At 62.6% G+C, this 12067-nt stretch carries 9 protein-coding genes; all 9 read right to left on the bottom strand.

What is annotated here, in order from left to right; all coding sequences use genetic code 11:
* Positions 1-4 precede the first annotated feature (4 nt).
* A complete protein-coding gene (ftsZ, locus tag ACIQTW_RS13300; protein WP_011774419.1) occupies positions 5-1225 on the bottom strand; it encodes a cell division protein FtsZ in 1221 nt (406 codons plus the stop codon).
* A 216-nt stretch (positions 1226-1441) separates the two neighbouring features.
* Entirely contained in the window at positions 1442-2383 is a 942-nt protein-coding gene (locus ACIQTW_RS13305) for an FtsQ-type POTRA domain-containing protein (protein ID WP_402937423.1), read from the bottom strand.
* Positions 2376-3746 carry a UDP-N-acetylmuramate--L-alanine ligase gene (gene murC, locus ACIQTW_RS13310; protein ID WP_402937424.1) on the bottom strand — a complete coding sequence of 457 codons (1371 nt, stop codon included), beginning with the start codon at positions 3744-3746 and terminating at the stop codon, positions 2376-2378. Before murC ends, ACIQTW_RS13305 begins: the two co-directional genes overlap by 8 nt.
* Complete coding sequence (murG, locus tag ACIQTW_RS13315) at positions 3743-4861, bottom strand: undecaprenyldiphospho-muramoylpentapeptide beta-N-acetylglucosaminyltransferase (RefSeq protein ID WP_402937426.1); 1119 nt, start codon at positions 4859-4861, stop codon at positions 3743-3745. The genes murC and murG overlap by 4 nt, the downstream gene beginning before the upstream one ends.
* Positions 4862-4867: 6 nt before the next feature.
* Positions 4868-6169, bottom strand: a complete 1302-nt coding sequence (ftsW, locus tag ACIQTW_RS13320) for a putative lipid II flippase FtsW (protein WP_402937428.1) — start codon at positions 6167-6169, stop codon at positions 4868-4870.
* A gap of 2 nt (positions 6170-6171) precedes the next feature.
* On the bottom strand, positions 6172-7761 hold the full coding sequence (gene murD, locus ACIQTW_RS13325; RefSeq protein ID WP_402937430.1) for a UDP-N-acetylmuramoyl-L-alanine--D-glutamate ligase: 1590 nt from the start codon (positions 7759-7761) through the stop codon (positions 6172-6174).
* Positions 7743-8852 carry a phospho-N-acetylmuramoyl-pentapeptide-transferase gene (gene mraY / locus ACIQTW_RS13330; RefSeq protein ID WP_011774413.1) on the bottom strand — a complete coding sequence of 370 codons (1110 nt, stop codon included), beginning with the start codon at positions 8850-8852 and terminating at the stop codon, positions 7743-7745. The genes murD and mraY overlap by 19 nt, the downstream gene beginning before the upstream one ends.
* Positions 8849-10339, bottom strand: a complete 1491-nt coding sequence (murF, locus tag ACIQTW_RS13335) for a UDP-N-acetylmuramoyl-tripeptide--D-alanyl-D-alanine ligase (protein WP_402937432.1) — start codon at positions 10337-10339, stop codon at positions 8849-8851. Before murF ends, mraY begins: the two co-directional genes overlap by 4 nt.
* 6 nt (positions 10340-10345) lie before the next feature.
* Positions 10346-11992, bottom strand: coding sequence for a UDP-N-acetylmuramoyl-L-alanyl-D-glutamate--2,6-diaminopimelate ligase (locus tag ACIQTW_RS13340; protein WP_402937434.1), 1647 nt, complete (start codon positions 11990-11992; stop codon positions 10346-10348).
* Between the last annotated feature and the right edge of the window lie 75 nt (positions 11993-12067).

Below are 12067 nucleotides of genomic sequence, written 5' to 3' on the forward strand. Positions count from 1 at the left end.
TGGCTTACTTCAGGAAGTCGGGAACGTCGAGGTCGTCCGAGCGGCTGCCCGAAAGGTCGGGTTCAACTACTGCGGGAAGGTCGACGTCGAAGCCGGAGTCCGCGGGCAGAGCGGAGGGACGCTGCTGGCCCCAGTTACTCAAGCCTGCCGCGCCGATACCCGCCGTAGCGTGCTGCGGGGCAGCAGCGCTGGAAGGCGCGCTGCTCGGAGCAGCCGGGCGGTCCGAGGGCACGGGGTTCTGGGCCGGACGCGACTGGTCCATGGAGGGCGAAGTCGCCTTGACGTCGTCGAAGCCTGCAGCAATGACAGTCACTCGTGCTTCGTCACCCAGGGCGTCGTCAATGACGGCACCGAAGATGATGTTTGCCTCGGGGTGGGCCACTTCCTGCACAAGGCGGGCAGCCTCGTTGATCTCGAACAGCCCGAGATCGGAGCCGCCCTGGATGGAAAGAAGGACACCGTGGGCACCGTCGATGGATGCCTCCAGGAGCGGGGAGGCGATGGCCAGTTCGGCAGCCTTGACGGCCCGGTCTTCACCACGGGCGGAACCGATACCCATGAGGGCCGATCCTGCGCCCTGCATAACTGACTTGACGTCAGCGAAGTCGAGGTTGATCAGGCCCGGAGTTGTAATGAGGTCCGTGATGCCCTGGACACCGGAAAGGAGCACCTGGTCCGCGGAGCGGAAGGCATCCAGGACGGAGACATTGCGATCACTGATGGACAGGAGGCGATCATTCGGGATGACGATCAAAGTGTCGACTTCGTCGCGGAGGGCGTCAATGCCGGCTTCAGCGGAGCCAGCGCGGCGTCGGCCTTCGAAGGTGAACGGACGGGTCACGACGCCAATGGTCAGCGCACCGAGGGAGCGGGCGATGCGCGCGACCACGGGTGCGCCACCGGTTCCGGTGCCACCACCCTCGCCTGCAGTAACGAAGACCATGTCAGCACCACGGAGAACTTCCTCGATCTCGTCGGCGTGGTCTTCGGCTGCCTGCTTACCGACCTCCGGGTTTGCCCCGGCGCCGAGACCGCGGGTGAGTTCACGTCCGACGTCGAGCTTAACGTCGGCGTCGCTCATGAGCAGCGCCTGCGCGTCGGTATTGATGGCGATGAACTCCACGCCCCGAAGGCCGACCTCGATCATGCGGTTGACTGCGTTCACGCCACCGCCGCCGATGCCGACGACCTTGATGACGGCCAAGTAATTCTGCGGTGCTGCCACGTTTCGTGCCCCTTGCTTGTGTCCTATAGCGAAACTGATCGAGTCCAACTTGAATCCTTGGACCTTAACCCTCTAGTTGAAGGTTATAGTTATGTCAAGTAACTCTACTGCGACGGTATTTCCTCTGGTTCCCACATGCAATCTCCGCTTGCGCGTGTCGTGTGATTGCCGCGAAATAAGGCCACCGCCGGCTGCAGGTTACGTTCTCATTGCTGTTTATTTTGTAAATGGATGCCGGGGAACACTGACGTCGTAGACACTGACCGGAACCTTCGGGTCCGCCGGCATCCTCAGGAGCGCTTCAAGCGCCTTCGACTTTAGTTCCCTGTCTTCGGCATTGCCCCACACTACCGTTTTTCCGTCCACCAGTTTCAGCTCAACGGCATCCGCTGATAATGCAGAAGCGGTGGACATCCTGGCCAGGATATCGGCGGGCAAGGTGTCCAGCACAGCAGCAATCGCCTTGAACAACTCCGTGTTGGTTGTGCCAACTCCGGCGTCGATCAGTGGCAGCGCAACTGCCGTCAGGTCCTTCGTTGCTCCGAGCTGCACGCCGTCCACATCCACCATCACGTACGAGTCCCCCTGCTTAAGCAGTGCCACGGGGACGCGTTCATGCACGTGGATCAGCAACTCCGACGGCGGCCGGGCTTCCATGGTGGCCGACCGAACCTGGACCAACGGTTTCAGGAGCTCGTTAATTTCCTGCTCGCTGACCTGTGGGAGCGGCTTTCCTTCGAGACCTGACAGTGCTTTCTGCACCGCGTCCGGCGCCAGCAACGTCGTGCCATCCACAGTGATTGTCCGGACTGCAAGCACGGGCGAAAATATCGCCCCTGCAATCAAAGCACCGACCACAACGGCCACAACCGAAAGCGTCCAGAGCACGAGTCGCCGTTGGCGGCGCTTCTTCGGTTCAGGAAAGGCAATGACGTTGCCCGCCGCCGAAGTCCTGCCGTCTTTGGGGGCCCCGCCAGCGGCCTTGGAGGCGCCGCCTGCGGACTTGGCAGTGGTTGCCGGCTTCGCCGAGGTATTTGCTTCCGGTTCAACGGAACGCTGTGCACTAATGACCTCCGCGGAGTCGCCCCGGGGAGGGCCTGGCTTGCTTTGGCGCGGGTCCGTAGCCGGTTTGAAGGTGGGCTTGCGGGTGCTAGCCACCCAACGCCTCCACAATCGACGGCCCGTAGGCAGTGACGTCTCCGGCGCCCACCGTCAGGACCACGTCCCCGTCGCTGGCGACAGCTGCCACGGCGTCAACGGCTTCATCGGCGGAAACCAGCCGTCCGTTCACCAGATGCTCGGTGATCAGCGTGCTTGTCACACCAGGAATGGGGTCCTCGCGGGCTGGATAGATGTCCAGGACCAAGGCGGTGTCCGCCAGGTCCAACGCGGCCGCGAATTCCCTTGAGAACTCACGGGTGCGCGAAAACAGATGCGGTTGGAAAAGGACGTGCACCTTGTTGCCGGCGGCGACGGAACGGGCCGCCGATAGAGCCGCACGGACCTCCGTAGGATGGTGGGCATAGTCGTCATAGACCCGCACACCCCTGCCTTGTCCCTTTAGCTCAAAGCGCCGGGAAGCGCCCGTAAAATGGCCCAGCGCCGCCGCTGCGGCCTTCGGCTCCACACCGAGTTCGACGGCGACGGCGAACGCAGCTGCCGCGTTCAGGGCATTGTGCCGTCCCGGTACCTGAAGTTCGAGTTTGTTGACTTCACCGTTATAGTCCACCGACACGTCGCCCGGGCCGCCGTCGTGAAGCCGGAGGTCAGCGTCGTCGGATGTGCCGTAAGTCAGCACACGCGTGCTCCCCTGGGACGCCGTGCGCTCCGCCAGGGCCAGGGCGCCTGCGTCGTCGGCACATGCCAGCAGGACGCCATCGGCGGGAAGGAGTGCAGCAAAGGCATCGAAGGAGGCGAAGACGGCTTCCGGCGTCCCGTAGTGATCCAAGTGATCGGCCTCGACGTTGGTAACCACGGCAATCAAAGGCCGGTAGTTGAGGAATGAACCGTCCGATTCGTCGGCCTCTGCCACGAAAATATCAGATCCCCCATGTGCCGCATTAACGCCAAGTGCCGGTACATTCGCGCCGATGGCGAAGGAGGGATCCAAACCGGCTTCCTTGAGCAGGACGGCAACCATGGAAGTGGTCGTGGATTTGCCGTGGGTTCCCGCCACGGTTACCACCCGGTGCCCGGCCATTGTGGCGGCCAGCGCCTCGGAACGGTGCAGCACGGGCAGCCCGGCATCACGCGCCGCTACCAGCTCCGGATTGTCCGAACGGATGGCTGAGCCGGCTACAACCGTCTGGGCATCGCCCAGGTTTCCGGCGTCGTACCCCACAGCGATACGCGCTCCTGCCGAGGAGAGGTCTCGCAGGACCGGCAGATCCTTAGCGTCCGTACCGCTGACCGGGACACCCCGTGACACCATGATGCGTGCGACGGCTGACATCCCCACTCCCCCGATGCCGATGAAGTGAACGCGTCCGAGGGACTCTAGGCGGGCGATGCTGGTTGTCATGCGAATACCGCTTCCAAGACAAGATCAGCCATGCGCTGATCGGCGTTTCTGATACCGAGGGCCTCGGATTTACGGGCCATGTCGTTGAGCCTGCTGCTATCTGTCAGAAGCGGAATCAATTCGCTTCGCAGCCATTCCGGGCTGAGGTCCTTGTCATCCACCATCATGGCGCCGCCGGCGGCAACCAAAGGGGCCGCGTTCAGTGCCTGTTCGCCGTTGCCGATGGGCAATGGCACAAACACTGCGGGGACTCCCACCGCCGCTACCTCGCTGACGGTTCCGGCCCCGGCACGGGCAAGGAGGACATCGGCAGCGGCGTAAACGTTCTCCATGCCGTCCACGTACTCCACCTGCCGATAGCCATCCGCAGTGAGAAGTCCGCCGTCGTCATTCTTGACGGCTTTGCCGATGCCTGTGATGTGGAGGGTTTGCACACCGGCAGCCGCCAGCGCCGGGAGGGCGGCAGTGATGGCACGGTTGATGCTCAACGCCCCTGACGAGCCACCAGTGACGATCAGCGCAGGGCGGTTGGCATCCAAGCCAAGCGCAGCCTTTGCGGCAGGAGCAGCAACAGTCCTGTGAAGTTGCGAGATGGCCCGGCGCATTGGCATGCCTACATGGCGTGCACCCCTCAAACGGGTACCGGCAAATGCCACGGCAACGTGGTTGCTGAACCGGGCGCCGACCCGGTTGGCCAAGCCGGCCTTCATGTTCGCCTCATGGACGACGATGGGAATCCTGAGTTTCCTGGCAGCAAGGTACATCGGTGTGCAGACGTACCCTCCCACACCCACCAAAACATCCGCGCGGGATTCCTCCAGGATGCGCCGGGCCTGCCGAACCGCCCCTTGCAAACGAGCGGGCAACTTAACGAGGTCGGCTGAGGGCCTGCGCGGAAACGGAACACGGTCAATGCTGGCAAGTTCGTACCCGGCTGCGGGGACGAGGCGGGTTTCCATTCCCGACGGCGTACCAACAGCAAGTATGGCGGCCTCCGGTCGCTTGTCCCTGATGGCGTCGGCAATGGCCAGCAAAGGGCTGACGTGACCGGCAGTTCCGCCGCCGGCAAGGACGACGGACAAAGGCTTGGATGCGTTGGCGGAATCAAAAGTCATGAAGTGCTAGGTACGCTTTCGTGCTGTCTTGGACATGAGGCGAGGCAGGAATCCTGAACGCTGCTGCGCTGGCAGTTGGCCGCGGGCCAAAGACAACACTACGCCCACGCCGCAGAGGGACATGATCAGCGCGGAACCACCGTAGGAGATGAAAGGAAGGGGCACACCCACCACGGGAAGGAGTTGGGTCACCACAGCCATGTTCATGCTTGCCTGGCCGAGCAGCCACACCATGATTCCACCCGCAAGGGTGCGCTGGAAAGGATCGGTCTGCCTGACCACCACACGGAAGATGGCAATGCCCAGAATCGCGAACAGGACCAGGACCACGATGGTCCCCACGAGGCCGAGTTCCTCGCCGATAATGGCGAAAATGAAGTCGTTGTGGGCTTCCGGAAGCCAGTTGTATTTCTGCCGGCTTTGTCCGAGGCCCAGCCCGGTCCAGCTCCCCTGCGCGAGGCCGTACATGCCGTTGGTGGATTGGAAGTCGAAATCGAACTGCTCAGTGCATTGCTGGGAGGCAGTTCCCAGCCACGACGTGATGCGGCAGATGCGGTTGGAGCTGCTGATGGTGCCCAGGACGGCGCCGACCGCACCCACTGCCCCGGCGATGGCCAGCATGCGGCCCGGTACGCCGGCGAAGTAGAGCCCGGCAGCTGTGATCGCCGCGATGACAATGACAGTTCCGAGGTCGTTTCCCAACATCACCAACGCAATCACCAGGCCTGCGCCGGGAACAACGGGAATGATGACGTGCATCCAGCGGTGAAGGAGCTTCTGCTTCCGGGCGAGGACGGCAGCGATCCAGACGCAGAGGATCAGCTTCGCCATCTCGGAGGGCTGGAGGGTGACACCGCCGAGGTCGATCCAGTTCTTGTTGCCGTTGACGGTGTTGCCCATGACCTGCACCAGGGCAAGGAGGACAATCACGGCCCCCAGTGCCCACCAGGACAGTTTTTTCATCCAGTTCACGTTGGTCCGTGAGATGACGTACATCGCAATAAGTCCAACCACGCCGAAGACCGCCTGTTTGAGGGCATCGGCGTAGGGTGACTTGCCTTCGGAGATGGCTTCAACGCTGGAGGCAGACAACACCATCATGATGCCGATGGCCGTCAACGCGAGAGCGCAGCCGAGGATCAGGTAATACGTGGAGCTGTTGGGGGCTTTGCCCTTGCCTTCAAGACTCTCCCAGAAGCCGCGCAGGTGTCCGCGGAGCCCCTTGGGCCGGCTGTCGTCAACAGACGCGGCCTTGGACGTCCCGTCCCGGGGTTCTTTGCCGCGGGTGCGGGTGGGCGTGCTGACCATTGTTACTCCTCGGTGGTCGGTGCCTGCCCTTCCACAAGCTCGCGAACTGCCAGGACGAAAGCGTCGCCACGGTGAGCGTAGGAAGAGAACTGATCCATGGATGCAGCCGCCGGTGCCATCAGGACGGTATCGCCGGGCGTTGCCACTCCAGCGGCCGATGCTACGGCCTGGGCCATGATGGCCTCACCGTAGATTGGCGATGCGGCGTCTCCGGCTGCGGTCTGCACTCCTTCAGTGTCGCCCTTGGGGGGCGCGATCACGGGGACATCCGGCGCGTGTCGTTGGAGGGCTGCCTCCAAGGCCTCGGTGTCGGTGCCAATGAGCACAACGGTCTTCAAACGAGGTGCGTGCTCTTTGACGAGGTCGTCGTAGTTGACGCCCTTGGAGAGACCTCCGGCGATCCAGACAACCTGCTGGAAAGCCGAGAGTGCTGCGGATGCCGCGTGCGGATTGGTTGCCTTGGAGTCGTTGATCCACAGGACGTCGTTATGGCTGGCCACCAACTGGATGCGGTGGGCGCCCGGAAGATAGTTGACCAGGCCCTGTTTCACCGCGGCCGGATCAATTCCGTAGGCCCGGACGAGGGCAGCCGCCGCGAGGGCGTTGGCCACCATATGCCGGGGTGCCACCGGACCAAGATCGGACATCGCAGCAAGTTCCGCCGCGGAATCCTTACGCTCAGCTATGAAGGCCCGGTCAACAAGCAGGCCATCCACCACACCCAGCATGCTCACAGCCGGTGTATTCGTGGTGAAGCCGATGGCACGGCACCCTTCCACGACGTCGGCGTTCTCTACCATCCGCTCGGTTTCGATTTGTTCCGCGTTGTAGATGGCGGCCTTCTGAGTGTTCTCGTACACCTTGGCTTTGTCCGCGAGGTACGAGGCATAGGAACCGTGCCAATCGACGTGGTCCTCGGCAACATTCAGGCAGACACTTGCCACGGGAGACAACGAGTGGCTCCAGTGCAGCTGGAAGCTGGAGAGCTCAACAGCGAAAGCGTCATAGTCCACGGGATCCCGAAGAGCGTCAAGAATCGGAGTACCGACGTTTCCCACTGCAATCGCCTTAAGTCCGGCTGCCTGCAGCATGGATTCAGCCATGCCCACCGTGGTGGTCTTGCCGTTGGTGCCGGTGATCGTCAGCCAGTCCGCCGTCTTGCGTCCTGCCCGCTCCCTAAGGCGCCACGCGAGCTCCACGTCGCCCCAGACAGCGATGTGCTTCCGCTTCGCCGCGGCAAGCAGGGCTTGGTCGGGGCGCCAACCTGGAGAGGTCACCACAAGTTCGGGCAATGTTCCGTCGATCAACGGGAGTGCCTTAACGGCTTCCTCGCCCAACAGCACATCCACTGCTCCAACAATTTTTAGGGTGTCGGCTTGGGCTTTGGCCTTTGCACTGGTGGCGGCGTCAACCACCACTACCTTTGCGCCAAGTTCGATCAGGGTGTCTGCAGCTGAGAAGCCGGAGACGCCGATGCCCGTCACCACGACGCGCAGACCGGACCAGTCAGCATCCCAGCTAGTGAGCTCGTTGAGCCTGTCGGCGTTCGAAGGCGTCGTATCCGGGTTTTCGTTCACAGCAGCACCACCCATTCAGCATAGAAAATTCCAAGGCCGGCAGCCACGAAGAGCCCCGCAAGGATCCAGAACCGGACCACAACGGTAACTTCATCCCAGCCCTTCAATTCAAAGTGGTGCTGTAGCGGTGCCATCTTGAAAACGCGCTTTCCGCCACTGAGCTTGAAGAAGCCCACTTGGATGATGACGGAGAGGGTGATCAGGACGAAGAGGCCGCCGATGAAGGCAAGCAGTAGTTCGGTGCGTGACAGGATGGCAAACGCTGCAACGGCACCACCGATGGCCAGGGATCCTGTGTCACCCATGAAGATCTTCGCGGGTGATGTATTCCACCACAGGAATCCCACCAGGGCAGCACTGAGGATAGCCGCCAGCAGGGCAAGGTCCATGGGGTCGCGTACTTGGTAGCAACCGCTGCCGGCTTCCCGTGGAGAGCCGCAGGCCTGGTTGTTCTGCCAAATTCCCATGATGGTGTAGGCGCCGAAGACCATGATGGATGCTCCGGCAGCCAATCCGTCCAGGCCATCAGTCAAGTTCACGCCGTTGGTAGCTGCGGTGATGATCAAGTTGGACCAGAGCACGAACAGGATGGCGCCCACCACCGTGCCTCCGAAGGCGAGGTCCAACCAAGGGATATCCCGCACAAGGGATATCTGGGTGGATGCAGGACGCAGGCCGTCCTCGTTGGGGAACTGAAGAACCAGGACCGCGAAGATGATGCCAACGGCAGCCTGGAGGATCAGCTTGGCTCGTGCATTAAGGCCGAGGCTGCGCTTGTTGGAGATCTTGATGAAGTCATCGAGGAAACCTACAAAGCCCATGCCCACCATGAGGAACAGCAGAAGCAACCCGGATGCCGATGGCCCGGCGGAGTCCGGGTTCATCATCCACATGATCAGGTGTGTCACGAAGTAACTGATGAGTACTGCGGCCACCACCACGGTTCCGCCCATGGTGGGAGTGCCGCGCTTAGTGTGGTGGGAAGTGGGTCCGTCGTCACGGATGAATTGTCCGTAGCTCTTGGCCACCAGGAACCTGATGAAAAGGGGCGTCCCTATCAGGGCCACCAGAAGGGCGACGCCGGCGCCGATCAAAAGTGCAATCACAGCAGCTCGTTCCCTTCGCTTGCGGCAGCTTCGGCCGCGTTGTCTCCGGTGGGCTCGGCCCGTGGAGGTAATGCTATCCGATCGCCCAAATGCCGTAGTCCCACACCGTTGGAGGACTTGAAGAGCACAAGGTCTCCGGGTTTCAGCTCGTTTTGAAGCAGCTCATAGGCTTCTTCCACAGTCTCCGTGAACGAACACTCGTCGCCCCAGGAACCTTCCTGGATAGCGGAGATGTAGAGGGCACGGGCCTCCCGTCCCACTACCACCAGCCTGGAAATGTTCAGCCGCACCACCTGGGTACCTACGGCGGTGTGCTCGCGGATGGAGTCCTCCCCCAGCTCGAGCATCGCACCGAGGACGGCCCACGTCCTTCTGCCTTGTCCAAGGTCAGCCAGCGTGCGCAGGGCAGCCCGCATCGATTCCGGGTTGGCGTTGTAAGCGTCGTTGATGATGGTGACGCCGTCTTCACGTTCAGTACGCTCCATCCGCCAGCGGCTGGCCGCCGACTGGGAGCTGAGCGAGGAGGCAATATCGGCGGCCGGGATGCCGGCCGCGAACGCGGCTGCAGCTGCTGCCAACAGATTGGTGACGTGGTGGCCACCGATCAGGCGGCTTCGCACCTCTACGGAAGGGCCGCCGTCGGGAAGCACCAGATCAAACTCAGGGAAGCCTTGCTCGTTGACTACAACGTTGCGGGCTTCAACCTCTTCGGTGGTAGCGGGTGAAGCCGTGAAGCCCAGAACCTTGGCTTTGGTCCGGGCGCGCATGGCAGCAACCCGGCCATCATCGAGGTTGATGACGGCTGTACCGTGCTCGCCAAGGGCTTCCACGAGTTCGCCTTTGGTCTTGGCGATGTTTTCCACACCACCAAACTCGCCTGCGTGAGCGGTGCCGACCACCAGGACCACGCCGATGTCCGGCTTGACCATCTCTGCCAGGTATTTAATGTGGCCCAGACCGGTGGCGCCCATCTCGATCACCAGGAAGCGGGTGCTGGCATCAGCGGCAAATACCGTCAACGGGACGCCCACCTCGCCATTGTAGGAACCTTGGGGAGCCACAGTGGCTCCGGCGGTGGACAGCACACCGGCGAGGAGGTCCTTGGTGGTGGTTTTGCCCGCTGACCCTGTGATGCCAATGACCGTAAAGTCCTCGCCGCGGCTCTTCCGCTCAGCACGGATGCGGCGGACGGCCTCCGCGGCCAACGCGCCCATGGCCAAGACGGCATCCTCAACCACGACGGCGGGATAGGGACGGCCGTCGGCATCGGTCACTTCCCGTTCGCAGAGAACCAAAACGGCACCGCGTTCAAAAGCGGCTTGGACGAAGTCGTGGCCATCGGCGTGCTCGCCGGGCTTGGCCACGTACAGCGATCCGGGCGTCGCTTCCCGTGAATCAGTGACGACGGAAGTGGGCACGACGTCCGGAGCTCCGGTCAATCGGCCATGGGTGAGGTCGGCGATCTCCGCCGCAGTAAGTGCAATCATCTCGGTTTAGGACTCTATCCGCTGGTCCGCTGAAACGCTGAATCCCTTGGATGTCAAGGCGGCCCGCAACTCCACCCTGTCGTCCAGGGCCAGATTCACTCCCTTGACCTCTTGCCACACTTCGTGGCCGCGCCCGGCGATGAGAATAGTGTCCTTGCTGGACGCCATGTCCACGGCCAGTCTGATAGCTGCATCCCTCGGGTAGGACTCGATGATTTCGCTGTTCAGGTTTTCGGAGTCCCGCGCCCCGTACGCACCTTGCAGGACCTCGGCCCGGATTGCTGCTGCGTCCTCGTCGTGGGGATCGTCATCGCTGATGATCACGATGTCGGCAAGGCGGGCGGCGATGGCTCCCATAGTGGGCCGCTTACTCTGGTCGCGCTGACCCGTTGCCCCGAAGACCACGATCACACGGGATCCCTCAAGGGGTGAACGGACGGCCTCCAAGGCGCGGGACAAAGCGTCCGGATTGTGGGCAAAATCAACAACGGCGGCCGGCTCGGCAGAGACAAGCTGCATCCGTCCGGGCACTGCGACGGTGAACGGATCATGCGCATCCAAGGCAGCCTGGAGGGTGCTTTCGTCCTCGCCGGATGCAAGGACCATGAGCGTGGCAAGGGCGGCATTTGCCACGTTGAAGTCTCCCGGCAGGCCTGTGTGGACGCGCAGGCTTCGTCCGTCGACGTGCCTTAGTTCAAATTCCGAGCCCAGGCCGCGTGCCGTGATGGACGCAACGTTCCAGTGGGCGTTGACGCTGCCGGCTTCGAGGGGCTTCGTTGCGAGGGTGGTGACCGGGATGTCGGCCGTATCCGCCAGCTTGCGTCCCCAGTCGTCGTCCACTGTGACTACAGCGTGCCTGGCCCTACCTGCAGTGAAAAGTTCAGCCTTGGTTCGGAAATACTCGTCCATGCTGCCATGCAGGTCCAAGTGGTCCTGGGTGAGATTGGTGAAACCTGCGACGTCGAACATCACCCCGTCCACGCGGTGGAATGAGATGGCGTGGGAAGAGACCTCCATGGATGCCGCGTCCAGGGCCCGCTCGCGCATCAGGGCCAGCAGTGCGTGGACATCGGTGGATTCCGGTGTCGTGAGGAGGCTGGGGATCGGCTCCCCGCCCGCAACGATTTCGATGGTTCCGATGAGTCCGGGCTTCTTGCCCAGGGCGCGCAACAAGGAGTTGATGAAGTACGTGGTGGTGGTCTTGCCATTGGTACCGGTGACACCAAACAGCGTCGGGAAGCCGCTATCCACCGGCTGGCTGCGATAGATCAGTGCTGCCAAACGCCCGACGGCGGTTCGCGGCTTCTGGACAATAAGGACCGGCACAGGCTGCTCACCCGCAAGCGCAAGCTGGCGTGCTCCGGCGTCGTCCGTGACCACGGCAACCGCGCCGCCCTCGACTGCCTGCGAAACGAAGTCGGCACCGTGGCGCGAGGCTCCGGGCAAGGCCATATAGAGGTCGCCTGCTTCGACGGCCCTGGAGTTGAGGGTAATGCCTGTCACTCCCCTGTCCTGGCTGGCATCCGGAGCGGCTACACCCAGTGCGTCCGCGATGACTGCCAACGGCACTGCTGCCACGGATGCGGGACGAAAGCCGGTCTGGCCGGCATCCGGCGTAGTGGCGCTGATAGCTGCCTCGTTGTGCTCTGACACGTGGTTCTCCGTTGGTGCTCGTGGAACGACCGGCTTGGGGCCAGCGGCGCCCGGGCCGTTAGTGGTGGATCGATT

It is taken from the genome of Paenarthrobacter sp. NPDC090517 (assembly GCF_044769165.1).
Classification (GTDB): domain Bacteria; phylum Actinomycetota; class Actinomycetes; order Actinomycetales; family Micrococcaceae; genus Arthrobacter.